15 protein-coding genes and 1 pseudogene are annotated in these 17680 nt (G+C 71.5%); 8 read left to right on the top strand and 8 right to left on the bottom strand.

What is annotated here, in order from left to right:
• Positions 1-18: 18 nt before the first annotated feature.
• A pseudogene (locus ACIBTS_RS32920) lies at positions 19-558 on the top strand (hypothetical protein); the annotation flags it as partial.
• 166 nt (positions 559-724) lie between these two features.
• Here the strand turns inward: ACIBTS_RS32920 and ACIBTS_RS32915 are convergent.
• Positions 725-1423, bottom strand: coding sequence for a response regulator (locus tag ACIBTS_RS32915; protein WP_319677453.1), 699 nt, complete (start codon positions 1421-1423; stop codon positions 725-727).
• On the bottom strand, positions 1420-3087 hold the full coding sequence (locus ACIBTS_RS32910; protein WP_399324291.1) for an ATP-binding protein: 1668 nt from the start codon (positions 3085-3087) through the stop codon (positions 1420-1422). The genes ACIBTS_RS32915 and ACIBTS_RS32910 overlap by 4 nt, the downstream gene beginning before the upstream one ends.
• A gap of 124 nt (positions 3088-3211) precedes the next feature.
• On the opposite strand from ACIBTS_RS32910, the gene ACIBTS_RS32905 reads away from it, so the two are divergent.
• The gene (locus tag ACIBTS_RS32905) at positions 3212-4642 is read left to right on the top strand and encodes a cation:dicarboxylate symporter family transporter (RefSeq protein WP_399324424.1); all 1431 of its coding nucleotides are present in this window, start codon (positions 3212-3214) and stop codon (positions 4640-4642) included.
• Positions 4643-4842: 200 nt separating this feature from the next.
• On the opposite strand, the gene ACIBTS_RS32900 is transcribed toward ACIBTS_RS32905, so the two are convergent.
• Both ACIBTS_RS32900 and ACIBTS_RS32895 read right to left on the bottom strand, forming a co-directional pair.
• Positions 4843-5757, bottom strand: coding sequence for an aldo/keto reductase (locus ACIBTS_RS32900; RefSeq protein WP_399324289.1), 915 nt, complete (start codon positions 5755-5757; stop codon positions 4843-4845).
• Between the two features lies 1 nt (position 5758).
• Positions 5759-6706: an NAD-dependent epimerase/dehydratase family protein gene (locus tag ACIBTS_RS32895; RefSeq protein WP_399324287.1), complete on the bottom strand. Its 948-nt coding sequence runs from the start codon at positions 6704-6706 to the stop codon at positions 5759-5761.
• 39 nt (positions 6707-6745) lie between these two features.
• Here ACIBTS_RS32895 and ACIBTS_RS32890 point away from each other — a divergent pair, with 39 nt between their 5' ends.
• The 5 genes from ACIBTS_RS32890 (at position 6746) to ACIBTS_RS32870 (ending at position 11946) form a co-directional block, all read left to right on the top strand.
• Positions 6746-7255 carry an Lrp/AsnC family transcriptional regulator gene (locus tag ACIBTS_RS32890; protein WP_399324285.1) on the top strand — a complete coding sequence of 170 codons (510 nt, stop codon included), beginning with the start codon at positions 6746-6748 and terminating at the stop codon, positions 7253-7255.
• A 29-nt stretch (positions 7256-7284) separates the two neighbouring features.
• The gene (locus ACIBTS_RS32885; RefSeq protein ID WP_319346342.1) at positions 7285-7713 is read left to right on the top strand and encodes a MerR family transcriptional regulator; all 429 of its coding nucleotides are present in this window, start codon (positions 7285-7287) and stop codon (positions 7711-7713) included.
• Entirely contained in the window at positions 7710-8042 is a 333-nt protein-coding gene (locus ACIBTS_RS32880; RefSeq protein ID WP_399324283.1) for a thioredoxin family protein, read from the top strand. Before ACIBTS_RS32885 ends, ACIBTS_RS32880 begins: the two co-directional genes overlap by 4 nt.
• A gap of 133 nt (positions 8043-8175) precedes the next feature.
• Positions 8176-10446: a HelD family protein gene (locus ACIBTS_RS32875; RefSeq protein ID WP_399324281.1), complete on the top strand. Its 2271-nt coding sequence runs from the start codon at positions 8176-8178 to the stop codon at positions 10444-10446.
• A gap of 75 nt (positions 10447-10521) precedes the next feature.
• A complete protein-coding gene (locus ACIBTS_RS32870) occupies positions 10522-11946 on the top strand; it encodes a cytochrome (protein ID WP_399324279.1) in 1425 nt (474 codons plus the stop codon).
• Here the strand turns inward: ACIBTS_RS32870 and ACIBTS_RS32865 are convergent.
• On the bottom strand, positions 11934-12533 hold the full coding sequence (locus ACIBTS_RS32865) for an NADPH-dependent FMN reductase (RefSeq protein ID WP_399324277.1): 600 nt from the start codon (positions 12531-12533) through the stop codon (positions 11934-11936). The genes ACIBTS_RS32870 and ACIBTS_RS32865 overlap by 13 nt on opposite strands.
• A gap of 112 nt (positions 12534-12645) precedes the next feature.
• On the opposite strand from ACIBTS_RS32865, the gene ACIBTS_RS32860 reads away from it, so the two are divergent.
• On the top strand, positions 12646-13482 hold the full coding sequence (locus tag ACIBTS_RS32860; RefSeq protein ID WP_399324275.1) for a helix-turn-helix domain-containing protein: 837 nt from the start codon (positions 12646-12648) through the stop codon (positions 13480-13482).
• 17 nt (positions 13483-13499) lie between these two features.
• Here the strand turns inward: ACIBTS_RS32860 and glgB are convergent, their stop codons facing one another.
• From glgB to ACIBTS_RS32845, 3 genes are all read right to left on the bottom strand, one after another.
• A complete protein-coding gene (glgB, locus tag ACIBTS_RS32855) occupies positions 13500-15875 on the bottom strand; it encodes a 1,4-alpha-glucan branching enzyme (protein WP_399324273.1) in 2376 nt (791 codons plus the stop codon).
• Between the two features lie 13 nt (positions 15876-15888).
• Positions 15889-17259: a maltokinase gene (locus ACIBTS_RS32850; RefSeq protein ID WP_399324271.1), complete on the bottom strand. Its 1371-nt coding sequence runs from the start codon at positions 17257-17259 to the stop codon at positions 15889-15891.
• A 97-nt stretch (positions 17260-17356) separates the two neighbouring features.
• Positions 17357-17680, bottom strand: a 324-nt coding sequence (locus ACIBTS_RS32845) for an alpha-glucosidase C-terminal domain-containing protein (RefSeq protein ID WP_399324270.1), incomplete at its 5' end; no start/stop codon positions are given.

Here is a 17680-nt window from a genome sequence, read left to right as displayed (position 1 = left end):
GGGGAGAGGGTGGTTGCAGTGGCCGAACAGGACGTCGGGGCGGGGCAGTTGCTGCTGGCCGAGTACCAGAGCGTCAAGGACGAGCAGAAGGCCCGGATCGGGTTCCGGGACAACCTGCTGTACGTGACCCTGGCCGTGGTGGCCGCCGTCGTCGCCGCGGCCGCCCAGGCCAAACAGACGTCCATGCTGCTGGCGCTGCCGCCGGTGTGTGTGGTGCTGGGATGGACCTACCTGGTCAACGACGAGAAGATCTCGGCCATCGGACGGTATGTGCGGGGGGAGTTGGGGCCACGGCTGGCGCGACTGACCGGTGCCGAGGCGGCTTTCCGGTGGGAGACCTATCACCGGGGCGATGCCCGGCGGGTGTCCCGGAAAGTCGTGCAGTGCGCCGTCGACCTGCTGGCGTTCTGCGTCGTGCCGTTGGCCGCGCTGGTCGTGTACTGGAGCGGGGGACAGGTCTCGGCGGGGCTGCTGGTGCTGTCCCTGGCTGAGGCGGCGGGCGTGGTCGGGCTGGGGGTGTTCGTGGTGCTGTACGCGATGCCGTTCGGGAGCGGGGGCGGAGCCGGCGGCGGGGGCGGAACGGGCAGTGGTGACGGCGTCGGGGGTGGTGGCGGAGTCGGCAGTGGTGACGGCGTCGGGGGCGGTGACGGAGTCGGCAGTGGTGACGGAGCCGGGGGTGGTGGAGGAGTCGGCAGTGGTGACGGAGCCGGGGGGTGACCCCGTCTCACCGTCCCTTTCCGGCACCCCGTACCCATCGGTACACCAGTTCCGGCCTCCCGACCTGCCCGTACAGCGGCTTGCGTTCCGCTCGTCCGGCCTCGACCAGGTGTTCCAGGTACCGCCGGGCGGTGATCCGGGAGATTCCCACCGCCTCGGCGACGCCCGCCGCGGTGAGCCCCTCCTGAGCCTCCCGTACCGTCTCCGTCACCCGCTCCAGGGTCGGTGCACTCAGGCCCTTCGGGAGCGCGGCGGGCCCGGGTGCGCGCAGGGCGGCCAGGGCGCGGTCGACCTCGTCCTGGCCGCTCGCCTCGCCCGCGGCACCCCGGAACTCGGCGTACCGGACCAGCCGGTCCCGCAGGGTTGCGAACGTGAACGGTTTCAGTACGTACTGGACGACCCCCAGGGAGACGCCCTCGCGCACCACCGTCAGGTCCCGCGCCGACGTCACCGCGATCACGTCGGCGTGGTAGCCGGCCGCGCGGAGCGAGCGGGCCAGTTGCAGCCCGTGCGCGTCGGGGAGGTGGAGGTCGAGCAGGAGCAGGTCCACCGGTGTGCGGTCGAGCAGGCGGCGGGCTTCCGCACCCGTGTGAGCCTTCCCGACCGCGACGAAGCCCGGCACCCTCCCGACGTACATGACATGGGCGTCCGCGGCGACCGGATCGTCCTCGACGACCAGTACTCTGATCGGCTCCTCGGCCGTCATCCCCTGCCTCCAGACGTAGGCGCCGACCCGGACGCCGACGCGGAACCGGATGTACCGGACGCGGAGCTCGCCCGCAACGGCAGACTGACCGTGAACTCGGCTCCGCCGCCCTCCGCCTCCGCCACCGACAGCGTCCCGTCGTGCCGGTGCACGGCCTGCCGGACCAGGGCCAGTCCGAGGCCCCGGCCGCCCGGCCCGGCCGGTTTCGTGGAGAAGCCGCGTTCGAAGACCAGGGAGGCGTGCGCGGGGTCCACGCCCGTTCCGGTGTCCGTCACCCGGAGCAGCAGCTCGTCGCCCTGCGTGTACGCGGTCACGGTCACCCGCGCCGGCACGCTGCCCTGCGCCGCGTCGACGGCGTTGTCGATGAGGTTGCCCAGGATCGTCACCAGGTCCCGGGCCGGCAGCGACTCGGGGAGCAGCCCGTCGTCCAGGTCGCTGTCCGGTGAGACCACCAGCTCCACGCCCCGCTCGTTGGCCTGGGCCGTCTTGCCCAGCAGCAGGGCCGCCAGGACCGGCTCGCTGACCGCCGCGACCACCTGGTCGGTCAGCGCCTGGGCCAGTTCCAGTTCCGCCGTCGCGAAGTCCACGGCCTCCTCCGCGCGGCCCAGCTCGATCAGCGAGACCACCGTGTGCAGGCGGTTCGCCGCCTCGTGCGCCTGTGAGCGCAGCGCCTGAGTGAAGCCCCGCTCGGAGTCCAACTCACCCATCAGGGACTGGAGTTCGGTCACATCGCGCAGGGTGACGACGGTGCCCCTGCGCTCGCCGCCCGACACCGGGGAGGTGTTCACCACCAGCACCCGGTCCGCCGCCAGATGGACCTCGTCCACCCGGGGTTCCGAGGCGAGCAGCGCGCCCGTCAGCGGGGCCGGCAGGCCGAGGTCCGCCACCGACGTGCCCACCACCTCTCCGGAGACGCCCAGCAGCTCCTGGCCGCCGTCGTTGATCAGCGCCACCCTGTACTGCCCGTCCAGCATCAGCAACCCCTCGCGCACCGCGTGCAACGCGGCCTGGTGGTAGTCGTGCATCCGGCTCAGCTCCGCCGCGTTCATGCCATGGGTGTGCCGGCGCAGGGACGCGTTGATGACGTACGTGCCGATCGCGCCGAGGGCGAGCGCACCGACGGCCACCCCGAACAGGGCCGTCACCTGGTCCTGCACCCGCTTGCTGATCGACTCGACCTTGATGCCCGCGCTGACCAGTCCGATGATCCGCTCGTTGCCGTCCTTGATCGGGGTGACGGCGCGGACGGACGTGCCGAGGGTGCCGGTGTAGGTCTCGGTGAACGTCTCGCCCTTCAGCGCCTTGGCGGTGTTGCCGCGGAAGCGCTGGCCGATCTGACTCACGTCCGGGTGGGTCCAGCGGATGCCCTGCGGATTCATGATCGTGACGAAGTCGACCTCCGCGTCCTTCATGACGCGCACGGCGTAGGGCTGGAGCTCGGCGGTGGGGTTCGGGGTGCTGATGGCCGACCGTACCGAGGGGGAGTCGGCGACCGACCGGGCCACGGCCTTGGCCTGGCGGCCCGCCGCGTCCTCGGCCTGGCTGCGATCGCTGACGTACGTGAACAGCGCGTATCCCGCGACGAGCACCGCTATCAGCACGGCCTGCATGGCGAAGAGCTGGCCGGCGAGACTGCGTGGTCTCGGGAGGTCGGGGATGCGCATGTCGTCAGTGTGCCTCCGAGGTTAAGTGTGAACTAAATGAACGGAAGGGTGACCGCCCTCACAGGGGCGGGGGATAGTCGCCGCATTCCCCCATAACTCCCCGGACGTGAGCCGCACGCCGGTGATGCCGACGAAGACGTCAAGGAGGGCAGCCGTGGCCGCCAGCAGCACCCCCGATACGGCACCTGCCGCACCCGCGATCAAGCGGGACCGCACCCACTATCTCTACATCGCGGTGATCGTCGCGGTCGCCATCGGCATCGCCGTGGGTCTGATCGCCCCCGACTTCGCCGTCGAGCTGAAGCCCATCGGCACCGGTTTCGTGAACCTGATCAAGATGATGATCCCGCCGATCATCTTCTGCACGATCGTTCTCGGCATCGGATCCGTGCGCAAGGCCGCCAAGGTCGGCAAGGTCGGCGGTATCGCGCTCGGCTACTTCGTGGTCATGTCGCTCGTGGCGCTCAGCATCGGTCTGGTCGTCGGCAACATCCTGGAGCCGGGCACCGGGCTCCACATCACCAACGCGGTGAAGGAGACCGGTCAGGCCCAGGTCTCCGCGGAGGCCAAGGACACCACCGAGTTCCTGCTCGGCATCATCCCCACCACGATGGTCTCCGCGTTCACCCAGCCGGACGTCCTGCAGACCCTGCTCATCGCGCTGCTGTGCGGTTTCGCCCTGCAGGCCATGGGCAAGTCCGGCCAGCCGGTGCTGCGCGGCGTCGAGCACATCCAGCGGCTCGTCTTCCGTGTCCTGTCGATGGTCATGTGGGCCGCCCCGATCGGCGCGTTCGGCGCGATGGCCGCGGTCGTCGGCTCGGCGGGCGTGGACGCGCTCAAGAGCCTCGCCGTTCTGATGCTCGGCTTCTACACCACGTGCTTCCTGTTCGTCTTCATCGTGCTCGGCGCGCTGCTGCGGATCGTCGCGGGCCTGAACATCCTGACGTTCTTCAAGTACCTCGCCCGTGAGTTCCTGCTGATCCTGTCCACCTCCTCCTCCGAGTCGGCGCTGCCGCGGCTCATCGCGAAGATGGAGCACCTGGGCGTCAGCAAGCCCGTCGTCGGCATCACCGTCCCGACCGGCTACTCCTTCAACCTCGACGGCACCATGATCTACATGACCATGGCGTCCCTCTTCATCGCCGACGCCATGGGCACGCCGATGTCGATCGGCGAGCAGATCCCGCTGCTGCTCTTCCTGTTCGTCGCCTCCAAGGGCGCGGCCGGTGTCACCGGCGCCGGCATGGCGACCCTGGCCGGCGGTCTGCAGTCGCACAAGCCCGCCCTGGTGGACGGCATGGGTCTCATCGTCGGTATCGACCGCTTCATGAGCGAGGCCCGCGCCCTCACCAACTTCGCGGGCAACGCCGTCGCCACCGTCCTGGTCGGCACCTGGACCAAGGAGATCGACAAGGAGCGCGTCCAGCTGGTGCTCGCCGGGGGTCTGCCCTTCGACGAGAAGACCCTGCTCGACCACGAGGACGAGGCCGAGGACGACTCCGCGGACCTGCCCGAGCAGCGCGAGGGCGGCGAGAAGGAACTCGCCAAGGCCTGATCCGCTTCACGGGCCCCCGACTCCGGGTGCCCGGCCCCGCCTGAACCGGGGCCGGACACCCGGGCACCACCCCACCCCCATCCCCGTCCCCACCTTCTCCACCCGCACCACCCCCGTCCCCACCGTCTCCACCCCACCGTCTCCGGGCGGCCGAGCACTCCCCCGTGGCTCGGTCGCCCGGTTTTTTTCGTCTGTCCGTCTCACCGCTCGGGTGCCCGGCCCTGTTCCACCGTCGCCTCCAGGCGCGCCACCTCCTCCGGCTCCAGGAACAGATCGGCTGCCGCCGCCGAGTCCCGTACGGTCTCCGGGCGGGTCGCGCCCGGGATGGGGACAACCGTGGGGGAGCGGGACAGCAGCCAGGCGAGGCAGATCCGCTGCGGGCTCACGTCCCGCTCGCGGGCGATGTCGTGGAACGCGCCGAATCGAGGTTCGCCGCCCCTCGCCCCGGCCGGCCGCTCCAGGGAGCTGCGGGAGATGCCGCCCAGAGGGCTCCAGGGGAGGAACGCCAGGCCCAGTTCGGCCGCCAGGCGCAGCTCGGGCTCGCTGTCTCCGACGGCGGGCGAGTAGCGGTTCTGGACCGACACGAGCCGGTCGCCGAGGATCGCGTGGGCGCGGCAGATCTGGTCCGCGTCCGTGTTGGACACGCCTGCCAGCCGGATGACGCCCGCGTCGAGGAGGTCCCGCAGCGCTCCCACCGACTCCTCGAAGGGGACCCTCGGGTCGGGCTTGTGGAGCTGGTACAGGCCGATCGCCTCGACGCCCAGTCGGCGCAGGGAGGCCTTGGCGGCCGACTTCAGGTGACGAGGGTCGCCGTCGACCGTCCAGTCCGTTGCTCCGCCCGGTCTGCCCCGGCCGCCCTTCGTCGCCACCAGCACGTCGTCCGGGATGCTGCCGTAGGCGGCCAGGGCGCGGGCCAGGAGGCGTTCGTTGTGGCCGGGGTCGCCGCCCGGCAGATGGTAGGAGTCGGCCGTGTCCAGCAGGGTCACGCCGGCGTCCAGTGCCGCGTGGACCGTCGCCAGGGCGCGGGCCTCGTCGGGGCGGCCCTCGATGGACAGCGGCATCGCGCCCAGTCCGATCGCGCTCACGCGCATCATCCCAAGGCTGCGTCGGCGCATGTCAGGTCACCGTCCCCAGGGTCTCGGCGACCGCCCGCCCCAGCCAGTCCCGCGCGGCGGTGAACGTGAACCCGAGCCGCGTGGCACGGGAGTTGTCCATGCCGTGGAAGCGGCGGAAGGAGAACGGGGAGACCGTGCCGACCTCGGCCTCCTGGAACACCGTCGTGCCGCCGGGGGCGTGCGCCGCCACCGCCTCGCACAGCTCCCATGTCGTCAGCGTGCCGTGCGAGGCCGCGTTGACCGGGCCGGTGAAGTCCTGGCCCACCGCCCAGAAGAGGAAGGCGGCGATCTCCTCCACGTGGATGTACGTCGCCGGGTGGTTCACCGTGGGGACGGTGATCGGCTCGCCGGTGCGGATGCGGTCGGCGTAGTGGGTGAGCCGTCCCGTGAAGTCGTCGTCCCCGCCCAGGACATGGGCGACCCGGACGGTCGTCCAGAAAAACGCCGGCTCCGCCGCGAACACGGCCTCCGCCTGCCGCTTGCCCTCGCCGTAGTGGGCGTCGAGGAACTCCGGCTCGTTCCAGGGGAGTTCGAGGTCCACCGGCACGCTCAGTGGATCGACGTCGGTCTCCCGCACCCGCGCGATCGTGTCCTCGTACTCGTACACCTCGACCGTCGACGTCATCACGTACCGGCGGGTGCGGTCGGCGAACACGCGGCGGGCGGTGGCCGCCTGGCGCGGGGTGTAGCAGACCTGGTCGACGACGACGTCGAAGGTGCGTGAGCCGAGCGCGGAGTCGAGGGAGTTCTCGTCGTCGCGGTCGGCGATCAGGTGCGTTGCGCCCGCGGGCGGGGCCGACGATCCGCGGTTCAGCACCGTCACCCGGTCTCCGGCGGCCAGCAGCCGTGCGATCAGCCGCTTGCCGAAGTAGCGGTTCCCGCCGATGACCAGGACCTCGCGTGGACGTACGCCTGCCGGAGATACCCCTCGTTCCTTTTCCATGACCATAATTCTCCCGACGGATTCGCCTGTCCTGAAGGGGGAACCATGGGAGTTCCGGTCGGTGCACCGAAAGAACCACGGCATCTGCGCGCCGCCGCCGACGAAACCTCGGTGGCATTCGACGCGGTGGACCGGCAGATCCTGGAGCTGCTGCAGACCGACGGGCGGATCAGGCTCAGCGAGCTGGGGCGCCGGGTCCGGCTGAGCCCGGCGGCCGTCACCGAGCGGGTGCGGCGGCTGGAGGGCGCGGGCGTCGTCACCGGCTACGGCGCGCACGTCAGCCCCGCCCGGCTCGGCTACGGCATCCAGGCGTTCATCCGGGTCGACCCGCACGGCGGCTACAACCTGCGGCACCCGAGGACCCTGGAGCTGATCGAGCGCCCCGAGATCACCGAGGTCCATCACGTGGTCGGCGAGGACTGCTGGATCCTGAAGGTCGCTGTCCGGGACACCGTCCACCTGGAGGAGGTCCTCGACGCCGTCTCCGCCCTGGGCCGTACGACGACGTCGATCGTGCTGACCTCGCCCGTGGAACGTAAACCGCTCTTGCCTTGACGTCGGCGTCAAGCCGTACGTTCGTAGGCATGCGCATCGGCGAGCTGGCCGCGCGGGCCGGGACCACGACCCGGACGCTGCGGTACTACGAGTCCCGGGGGCTGCTGCCCGCCCGGCGGAACGACAACGGATACCGCACGTACGACGAGGACGACCTGAAGCTGCTGCGGCAGATCAGGACGCTCCAGGACTTCGGGTTCGACCTGGAGGAGACACGGCCCTTCGTGGAGTGTCTGCGGGCCGGGCACCCGGAGGGCGACTCCTGCCCGGCGTCGCTCGCGGTCTACCGCCGCAAGCTGGCGGAGCTGGACGAGCTCATCGGGGAGCTGCGGGCGGTGCGGGAGACGGTCGCGGGGCAATTGGTCAGGGCCGAGCAGGCCCGCGACGAACTGGCCGCCGAGGCGCTGGTTCCGGGGGGTCCGGAACCCGGGTGCGAACTGGGAGGGCAGTCACGGTGATCAAAGCCGATGGTGTGGCGGAAGTGACGGACGGGGATTTCGGGTGGGAGGTGCTCGGGTCGGAGTTGCCGGTGCTGGTGGAGTTCACCGCCGACTGGTGCCCGCCGTGCCGGCAGATGGGGCCGGTGCTGAGCGCGATCGCCGCGGACGAGGGCGAGCGGCTGAAGGTGGTGCAGTTGAACGTGGACCTGAACCCCGAGACGACCAACGCCTACAAGGTGCTGTCGATGCCGACGTTCATGGTGTTCCGCGACGGTGAGCCCGTGAAGGCGATGGTGGGGGCCCGGCCCAAGCGGCGGCTGCTGGAGGAGCTGTCCGAGGTGCTCTGACACCCCACCGGACACCTCGCCGGATACGAAGAAATCCCCCGGGCAATTGCGCCCGGGGGATTTCTTTGCGTATATTCAATGGTTCGCGACTTCAATAGAATTTGGTCGCAAAGAAGCTCAGTGAGCACAGTATATGCGGGCGGGAGTGGAATTGTCAAACACCGACTTTCCGGATAGTGAATTGCGGCGCGAGCAGGAATTCATCGACGGGGTGTACGCACGGGTGGACGCCCTGCGTGACGACACCGAGTCCTCCGTCACCGACGCGCTCGCCCAGGGCAACACGCCCATGCAGGCCCGGCTGGAGCGGGACATCCTCGTCGCCGAGCGCTCGGGTCTGCTGGCCGCCCTGAACGCGGTGGACGGCTCCCTCTGCTTCGGCCGCATCGACCTCACCTCCGGCACCAGCCACCACATCGGCCGCATCGGCCTGCGCACCGGCGACGCCGAGCGCACGCCGATCCTCATCGACTGGCGGGCCGACGTCGCCCGCCCCTTCTACCTGGCCACCGGCCACACCCCGCTGGGTCTGCGCAGGCGCCGGCACCTCACCTCCGAGGGCCGCCGGGTCACCGCCCTGCACGACGAGATCCTCGACCTGGGGGACCAGGAGCGGACCGGCCACGAGGACCCGACCGGCGACGCCGTGCTGCTCGCCGCGCTGAGCTCCGCCCGCACCGGCCGCATGAACGACATCGTGCAGACCATCCAGGCCGAGCAGGACGAGATCATCCGGGCTCCCCACCGAGGGGTCCTGGTCGTCGAGGGTGGCCCCGGCACCGGCAAGACGGCCGTCGCCCTGCACCGCGCCGCCTACCTCCTCTACGAGCACCGCGAACTGCTCGCCAAGCGGGCCGTCCTGATCGTCGGCCCCAACCCTGCCTTCCTCGGCTACATCGGCGAGGTGCTGCCCTCGCTCGGCGAGACCGGCGTACTGCTGGCGACGGTCGGCGAGCTGTTCCCGGGCGTGAAGGGCACGGCGAGCGACACCCGGGAGGCGGCCGCGGTGAAGGGCCGCGCGGGCATGGCGGACGTCCTCGCCGAAGTCGTACGCGACTGGCAGGCGCTGCCCGATCCGGTGATCGCGATCGAGCACGACCGCGAGATCCTGATGCTCGACGACGGCCTGGTGAAGATGGCCCGCGAGCGCACCCGCGCCGCGGGCCTCCCGCACAACGCGGCGCGCGAGCACTTCGAGGGCCACATCCTCAACACGCTCACCGACATGGTCGCCGAACGCATCGGCACGGACCCGTTCGACGGCTCGAATCTGCTGGACCCGAGCGACATCACGCAGATCCGCGACGAGCTCGCCGAGAACCCCGAAGTCTGGGCCGCCATCGACCAGTTGTGGCCGCGCCTGACCCCGCAGCGCCTGGTCGCGGACTTCCTCGCCGACCCCGTCGGGTACGTCTCCGACGACGACGCGGCCGTCATCCGCCGCCCGGTGACGCGGGCGTGGACGGTGGCGGACGTCCCGCTGCTCGACGAGGCGGCCGAACTGCTCGGCGAGGACGACCGGGTGCGGCGGGCGCTGGCCGAGCGGGAGCGCGAGACGCAGGTCGCCTACGCGCAGGGCGTCCTCGACGTCTCCTACGCCTCGCGCACCTACGAGTTCGAGGACAAGGACGAGGAGGACGCCGAAGTCCTCTCCGCGCACGACATCATCGACGCCGAGCGGTTCGCCGAGCGGCACGAGGAGGACGACCACCGCAGCGCCGCCGAGCGCGCGGCGGCCGACCGGACCTGGGCGTTCGGGCACATCATCGTCGACGAGGCGCAGGAGCTGTCGCCGATGGCGTGGCGGCTGCTGATGCGGCGCAGTCCGACCCGCTCGATGACCCTCGTCGGCGACCCGGCGCAGACCGCGGAGCCGGCCGGCGTCGGCTCCTGGGCGGGGATCCTGGATCCGTATGTCCAGGACCGCTGGGAGCACGCCCGCCTCGGCGTCAACTACCGCACCCCGGCCGAGATCATGGAGGTCGCGGCGGCCGTCGTCCGCGCGGAGAACCCCGGCTTCGAACCGCCGAGCTCGGTCCGGTCGACGGGTGCGCGGCCCTGGGTGCGCACCACCGACGACCTGCCGGGCGCGGTGGCCAAGGCGGTGGACGAGCTGACCCCCGCCGAGGGCCGACTCGCGGTGATCGCCCCGCGGGAGCTGCACCGAACACTGGCGGCACGGCTCGACGGCGTGACGGCGGGCGCGGAGCCCGACCTGACGCGGTCCGTCGTCCTGCTCGACCCGCGCCAGTCGAAGGGGCTGGAGTTCGACTCCGTCCTGGTGGTGGAACCCGGGCGGTACGGCACCAGCGACCTGTACGTGGCCCTGACGCGGGCGACGCAGCGGCTGGGGGTGCTGCACAGCCGGCCGCTGCCGAAGGCGCTGGCCGACGCCTTGACGTAACGCGGGATCACCAAGACGTAACAGTTCGTGCAGTGATCACTGCGTGTGCACGGCCGGTGCGGTAAGCGTGGCGGTATGGAAGCCCAGCCCCACGCCCTCGCACCGGCCGACAGCCCCGCACTCGGGTCGCTGCCCGTCGAGCCGCTGCTCACGTCGGAGTTCGACGCCGACCCCGGCGTGGTGTACCGACGACTGCGCAGCACGTACGGTCCCGTGGCGCCCGTCGGCCTCATGGGCGTGCCGGTGTGGCTCGTACTGGACTACCTGGAGGTCCTGGAGGTCCTCAGGAACGAGAACCGGTGGCGGCGCGACGTACGGCACTGGCGGGCCCGCGCCCAGGGCGAACTGCCTCCCGGCTGGCCGCTGCTCGCGGGCTACGAGGTGCGGCAGATGATGTTCATGGACGACGAGGAGCACCGGGCCGCCCGCCGCACCCACCACGCCGCCCTGCGCCCCTTCCAGGACGCCAGGAGCCCCGAGGGCTGGGAACTGCGGGCGGCCGTCGCCCGTTACGCCGACGAGCTGGTCGCGCTGCTGGCCGCCGAGTCGGGCCGGACCGGCTTCGCCGACCTGGGCGCGCAGTACACCCGGCCGCTGCTGCTGATGGTCACCGCCAAGCTGTTCGGCTGCCCGGTCGAGCTGGGCGACGAACTGGTCATGGACCTGTGGCGGATGCTCGACGGCGGCCCCGACGCGGGCCCCGCCACCGGCCGCGCACTGTCCGCCTTCACCCGCCTCGCCGCCCACCGCAGAGCCAGACCCGGCGACGACCTCACCTCGTACCTGATGCTCGCCGACCCCGACCTCACCGACGAACAGCTCGGCCGGGAGCTGTTCATGAACGCCGTCTACCTCAACGACATCACGGGCAACATGGTCCTCAACACCCTGCTGGAGGTGCTGCGCGGCAACGCGACGGTGCGCCGCAGCCTGTCGGCGGGGCAGCTCGGCGAGACCGTCAACCGCGCCGCCCTCGCCAACCCGCCCGTCGCCAACATGTGCTTCCGGTTCGCCGCGCGGGACGTACGGCTCGGGCGGTTCTGGATCCGCGCGGGCGACATCGTCTCCCCGTCCTCGGCCGCCGCCCACCAGGACCTCCTGGCCATCGGCTCCTCCCACATGGTCGGCCCCACCGTCTCCACCCGCGCCCACCTCGGCTGGGGCGCGGGCCCCCACCAGTGCCCGAGCGCCGCGCGCGAGCTGGGCGGGCTGATCGTGACGACGGCGGTGGGCCGCGTCTTCGACCACTTCGCCCAGGCCGCACTGACCCTCCCGCCCGACCAGTTGCCGTGGCGGTCCGGGCCCGTGGTGCGGGGGTTGCGGCTGCTGCCGGTGCGGTACGAACTGAGCGGGAACGGCCCTCGCAGGCCCGTACCGGCACCGCGCACCGACCTGGCCCCGTCGGACGCCGACCGCGGCGCCGATCCTCAGGCGCGGGGTCTGCTGTCGGCGCTGCGCAGGCTGATGTTCGGCGGGAGGAACGCCGGTCAGGCTGGGTAGGGGACCGTCTCGCGGGCCGAGCGCAGCGCCCTCGCCCACCAGGACAGCTGCTCCAGCAGGGTCTTGGCGTAACCAGGGGCCTGGGGGTCGTTCGGGCGGCCGTCCTGCCAGGCGGTGAAGTAGTTGGGGAAGGCGAGACCGTCTCGGATGGTCACCGAGTGCAGCTCGGTGAGCACGTTCTCCAGGTGCAGCACCGCCTGCCGGCCGCCCGCCGCGCCGCCGTAGCTGACGAAGGCGACGGGCTTGGCCGTCCACTGGGTGAAGTGCCAGTCGATGGCCGCCTTGAGGGAGGCCGGGTAGCTGTGGTTGTACTCCGGGGTGACGATGACGAACGCGTCCGCGCTCTCCAGCACGGATGTCAGGGCCGCCATCCCGGCCGGACGGGGGTAGTCGTCGCCGGCGTACTTCGGTGAACTCGCGGGCAGCGCCAACGGCACGTCGAACTCGGCCAGATCGACGACCTCCACGTCGAAACCACCGTGGGCTTCGGCCTGTTCGGCGACCCACGAGGCCACGACCGGGCCGAACCGCCCCTGCCGCACGCTTCCTACGACGACCACGAGCTTGGGCTTGTTGTTGATGTCCATGCCCACCACCATCGGATCGCGGCGCGGTGATAGCCAGGCCGGGCTCAGGCTGGCCCCCGCAGGGCCATGCTGAGCCCTCCGCATTCGGCGACCGGCGTCCTACGCTGGGCACATGGGGACGCCGCTGGGGGATTTCATCCGGGCCAAGCGCGACAGCATCCAGCCTCAGGCGCTGGGGCTGCCGGAGCGCGGCCGGCGCCGGTCACCGGGGCTGCGGCGCTCGGATCTCGCGACGCGGGCCGGCATCAGCGTCGAGTACCTGACCCGCATCGAGCAGGGCCGCGACCGCAACCCCTCGGTGGCCGTGGTCAACGCCCTCGCGGACGGGCTCAGCCTCGACTCCGCCGAGCGCGGTCACCTGCGCTACCTTGCGAAGATCACCGGCGGCGAGTGCGTCACACACCCCCGGCCCACCGCACCGACCCGGCATGTGCGCCCGTCCGTCCTGCGGACGCTCCGCCTGCTCGAACCGGGCATCGCCCTGGTGACCAACCGGCTCGGCGACGTCCTCGCCCACACCGACGCGTTCGCCTCGGTGACGAGCGGGACCGGGCTGCTCGACACCGACGCCCCGAACCTCACGCGCTACGTCTTCACCGATCCACGCGCCCGGACGTTCTTCGCCGACTGGGACGAGGTCGCGGACGAGCAGGCCTTCGACCTGTGGCTCGGACCGTCCGTGGAGAACTCGGAGTGGTTCTCCGCCGAGCTCGCGCCCGTGGCGGGCTCCGAGTTCACCCGTCGGCTGAATAGCCCCCTGGTCCCGCCTCGCGGAGTCCTGCGGCTTGCCCACCCCTGCGGGAACGAGCTCAACCTGCTCCGCGAGACGCTCGAACTCCCTGCCGATGCCCAGCAGTTGGTCGTTTTCCTGCCCGCGGACGAGAGCACGGCTGGGGCCGTCGAGGAACTCCGGAGCCGGTCGCACGGCCGGCTCCGGGCCATCTCGTAACCTCTATGGCCGTCCGGTCACGCCGGTCGCAGCCACACCGTCGACAGGGGTGGCAGCGTCAGGCGGACGGCGGCCGGGCGGCCGTGGCGGGCGTGGGGTTCCGGTTTGATCGGGTGGGGGTGGGCGACGCCGCTGCCGCCGTAGGCCGCCGCGTCGGTGTTGAGGGTCTCGTGCCAGGCCGGGATGTCGTCGGGGACGCCGAGGCGGTAGTCGTGGCGGACGACGGGGGAGAGGTTGGAGACGGACAGGAGCGGGGAGCCGTCGGCGTCGTAGCGCAGGAAGGCGAAGACGTTGTCCTCGGCGGCGTCCCCGACGATCCACTGGAAACCGGCGGGGTCGGTGTCCTGCTGCCACAGGGCCGGGGTCGTCCGGTAGACGCCGTTCAGGTCGCGGACCAGGTCCCGGACACCCCGGTGGTCGGCTTCGGCGCCGTAGGCCGGGTCCAGCAGCCACCAGTCGGGGCCGTGCGCCTCGGACCACTCCGCTCCCTGGGCGAACTCCTGCCCCATGAAGAGGAGTTGCTTGCCCGGGTGGGCCCACATGAACGCCAGGTACGCCCGCAGGTTCGCGCGCTGCTGCCACCAGTCGCCGGGCATCTTCGACACCAGCGAGCGCTTGCCGTGCACCACCTCGTCGTGGGAGATGGGCAGCACGTAGTTCTCGCTGTAGGCGTACACCATCGAGAAGGTCATCTCGTGGTGGTGGTAGCGGCGGTGCACCGGCTCGTGGGTCATGTACTCCAGCGAGTCGTGCATCCAGCCCATGTTCCACTTCAGGCCGAAGCCGAGCCCGCCGAAGCCGCTCGGGCCCGGGTGGTGCGTGGCCCGCGTGACGCCGTCCCAGGCCGTGGACTCCTCCGCGATCGTGACGACCCCGGGGCTGCGGCGGTAAACGGTCGCGTTCATCTCCTGCAGGAACGCCACCGCGTCCAGGTTCTCCCGCCCGCCGTGCTCGTTCGGCGTCCACTGGCCGGGCTCGCGCGAGTAGTCGAGGTAGAGCATCGAGGCGACGGCGTCCACCCGAAGCCCGTCGATGTGGAACTCCTCGCACCAGTAACTGGCGTTGGCCACCAGGAAGTTGCGCACCTCACGCCGGCCGAAGTCGAACTCCAGCGTCCCCCAGTCGGGGTGGGCGGCACGCAGCGGGTCCTCGTGCTCGTAGAGCGGACGGCCGTCGAACTCGGCCAGCGCCCAGTCGTCGCGCGGGAAGTGCGCCGGGACCCAGTCCATCAGGACGCCGATGCCGGCCCGGTGCAGCGCGTCCACCAGGTGCTTGAAGTCGTCCGGCGTGCCGAGCCGGGCCGTGGGCGCGTAGAAACCGGTGACCTGGTAGCCCCAGGAGCCGCCGAAGGGATGCTCGGCGACCGGCATCAGCTCGACATGCGTGAAACCGAGGTCCTTGACGTAGGCGGGGAGCTGGTCGGCGAGTTGACGGTACGTCAGACCCGGTCGCCAGGACGGGAGATGGATCTCGTAGACGGAGAAGGGCGCCTTGTGCACGGGTATCTCGGCCCGGCGCGCCAGCCACTCCTCGTCGCCCCACTCGTACGCCGAGGCGTGCACGATCGACGACGTCGCAGGCGGGACCTCGGTGCGCCGGGCCAGCGGGTCGGCGCGCAGGGTGTGCGAGCCGTCCGGGCGGGTGATGTCGAACTTGTACAGCTCGCCCTCGCCGATCCCGGGCACGAACAACTCCCAGACCCCGGTTCCACCGAGCGAACGCATCGGGTACCCGGTGCCGTCCCAGAAGTTGAAGGTGCCGGCCAGCCGCACGCCGCGCGCGTTCGGCGCCCACACCGAGAAGCTCGTGCCGCGCACGCCCTGGTGGGTCCTCGGGTGCGCGCCGAGCACCGTCCACAGCTGCTCGTGCCGACCCTCGCCGATCAGGTGCAGGTCCAGCTCGCCCAGCGTGGGCTGGAAACGGTAGGCGTCCTCGGTCTCCACGGTCGTGCCCTCGTACGCCACGAGGAGCCGGTAGGCCGGGACCTCGGTGAGGGGCAGCAGCCCGGAGAAGAAGCCGTCGCCGTCGTCGTGGAGCTCGGCGCGCAGGTCACCCGCGAGCACCGTGACGGACCGCGCGTACGGGCGTAGCGCCCGAAAGACGATCCCGCCGGGCGCCGGATGCGCGCCCAGCACCGAGTGCGGGGCGTGATGGGCGCCGTGCAGCAGACGCTCGCGGTCGACGGCGTCCAGGGCCGGGGAGAAGGGCGCGACCGGCGGCGCCACGGGAGGCGTCTTCGGCGTCTTCGGCGTCGTCGCGGCGGCTTTCACCGCCGGCGCCGCCTTCTCCTTCCCCTTGTCCTTCCCCTGGGCCTTCTTGTTCGCCGCCTTCTTCGCCACCGCCTTCTTGGTCACTGCTTTCTGCGCGGCGGACTTCTTCTTCGGGGGAGTCACGTACGGAGCCTCCTCAAGGCAGGTCGGGGGCGGCGAGGCGGTGTATCGCGGACAGCGGTACGGGCAGCCAGTCGGGCCGGTGCCGGGCCTCGTAGACGACCTCGTAGACGGCCTTGTCCGTCTCGTAGGCCCGCAGCAGCACGGGGTCGGTGCGCGGGTCGGCGTCCGCCACCTCGGCGTATCCGGAGCAGTAGGCCGCCCGGCAGGCGTGCGCCCAGCCCGGGGTGGGCGGGTCGGCCGAGTGGGCCGCGTAGTCGAAGGAGCGCAGCATGCCCGCCACGTCCCGCACCGCCGGCTGCGGCATGCGCCGCTCGGCCAGCGGCCGGGCCGGCTCCCCCTCGAAGTCGATCAGCGTCCACTCCCCGGAGCCCGCGCGCAGGCACTGCCCGAGGTGCAGGTCGCCGTGGACGCGCTGGGCGGTCCAGGTGTGACCCTCGGCCGCGAGACCGGCCAGCGCCGTGAAGGCGGTGCGCAGCGCGGGCGCGTACGGGCGCAGAGCGGGCACGGCCTGCGCGGCCGCGTCGAGGCGGACGGCCATGCCGTCGGCCATCGGCTGTATCTGTGCGTGGCCGAGCGTCGCCGTGGGCAGGGCCCGGGCCAGCGCCCCGTGCACCTCGGCGGTGGCCCGCCCCAGCGCCCGCGCCTCCGCGGCGAAGTCCTCGCCCTTGGCCAGCTCCCGCAGCGCCAGCTCCCAGCCGTCCGCCGCGCCCTGCACATACGGCTGGAGCACGGCCAGCACATAGGGCTCGTCGTCGAGGTGCGCCTCCATCCAGGCCGTCGGCGCGGGCACTCGGGGGCAGCCCTCGCGGGCCAGCGCCAGCGGCAGTTCCAGGTCCGGGTTGACGCCCGGCACCACCCGGCGCAAAAGCTTCAGGATGAACGTATCTCCATAGACGATCGACGAATTCGACTGCTCGCCCGTCAATCGGCGCGGGACCAGCCCCGACCGGATCTCCTGCCCGGCTTCCCGCTCGCAGCGCAGCGCACCGATCCGCGCCCGGGTGCGCAAGGCCTCCAGGAGCACCTCGGCGGGCCGGGTGTCGTACAGGGCGTCGAACACGGTCCGTCCGGCCAGCGGCCCCTGCGTCACGTGTCCGATCAGCGCGGGCGCCAGCCGGGGCGGCAGCGCCTCGCGTACGCCGATGAGCAGCTGGTAGCAGTCGCCGGGGCCGGCGCCCTGCTCGGCGCGCACCAGTAGGTGGTAGAGGCCCAGCCGGGTGCCGACCGGAAGCAGCTCGGTGGCCGCCACCAGCGAGAACCCGGTGACCGGACGCCCCTTGCCGGCGAACCAGCGCTGGCGGGGCAGCCACTCCCGCAGCAGAGGGTCCAGTGACGCGAGGAGCCCGGGGGTCGTCTTGCCGGAGAGTGTGACCGTTTCCGCCATGGCGTCACATTTCCTTTCCCCGGGGGGTCGGGGTGTTACTGATGCGTGCCCCGGGCGGGGCGGGGGAAACCCGGAGGAACCGCCCCGCCGCGGGCTTCTAGGCCGCGTCGCGACGCAGCCGGAACCAGTAGAAGCCGTGCCCCGCGAGGGTGAGCAGGTACGGCAGTTCACCGACCGGCGGGAAGCGCACCCCGCCGAACAACTCAACCGGGTACCGCCCCTTGAACCGGCTCAGGTCCAGTTCGGTGGGCTGGGCGAAGCGCGAGAAGTTGTGCACGCACAGCACCAGGTCGTCCCCTCCGTCCTTGGACAGGGGAGCCTCCCGCAGGAAGGCGAGGACGGCCGGGTTGGAGGACTGCAGTTCGGTGTAGGTCCCGAGGCCGAAGGCGGGGTTCTGCTTCCGGATCTCGATCATCCGCCG

It is taken from the genome of Streptomyces sp. NPDC050121, from assembly GCF_044460385.1.
Lineage (GTDB): Bacteria > Actinomycetota > Actinomycetes > Streptomycetales > Streptomycetaceae > Streptomyces > Streptomyces soliscabiei.
This window is presented reverse-complemented; position numbering and strand designations above follow the sequence as displayed.

Bases quoted from the DNA above. Each gene is read 5' to 3' on its own strand.
- ACIBTS_RS32915 (WP_319677453.1), bottom strand. From the start codon at position 1,423: ATGACGGCCGAGGAGCCGATCAGAGTACTGGTCGTCGAGGACGATCCG.
- ACIBTS_RS32910 (WP_399324291.1), bottom strand. From the start codon at position 3,087: ATGCGCATCCCCGACCTCCCGAGACCACGCAGTCTCGCCGGCCAGCTC.
- ACIBTS_RS32905 (WP_399324424.1), top strand. From the start codon at position 3,212: ATGCCGACGAAGACGTCAAGGAGGGCAGCCGTGGCCGCCAGCAGCACC.
- ACIBTS_RS32900 (WP_399324289.1), bottom strand. From the start codon at position 5,757: ATGCGCCGACGCAGCCTTGGGATGATGCGCGTGAGCGCGATCGGACTG.
- ACIBTS_RS32895 (WP_399324287.1), bottom strand. From the start codon at position 6,706: ATGGTCATGGAAAAGGAACGAGGGGTATCTCCGGCAGGCGTACGTCCA.
- ACIBTS_RS32890 (WP_399324285.1), top strand. From the start codon at position 6,746: ATGGGAGTTCCGGTCGGTGCACCGAAAGAACCACGGCATCTGCGCGCC.
- ACIBTS_RS32885 (WP_319346342.1), top strand. From the start codon at position 7,285: ATGCGCATCGGCGAGCTGGCCGCGCGGGCCGGGACCACGACCCGGACG.
- ACIBTS_RS32875 (WP_399324281.1), top strand. From the start codon at position 8,176: ATGCGGGCGGGAGTGGAATTGTCAAACACCGACTTTCCGGATAGTGAA.
- ACIBTS_RS32870 (WP_399324279.1), top strand. From the start codon at position 10,522: ATGGAAGCCCAGCCCCACGCCCTCGCACCGGCCGACAGCCCCGCACTC.
- ACIBTS_RS32865 (WP_399324277.1), bottom strand. From the start codon at position 12,533: ATGGACATCAACAACAAGCCCAAGCTCGTGGTCGTCGTAGGAAGCGTG.
- ACIBTS_RS32860 (WP_399324275.1), top strand. From the start codon at position 12,646: ATGGGGACGCCGCTGGGGGATTTCATCCGGGCCAAGCGCGACAGCATC.
- ACIBTS_RS32850 (WP_399324271.1), bottom strand. From the start codon at position 17,259: ATGGCGGAAACGGTCACACTCTCCGGCAAGACGACCCCCGGGCTCCTC.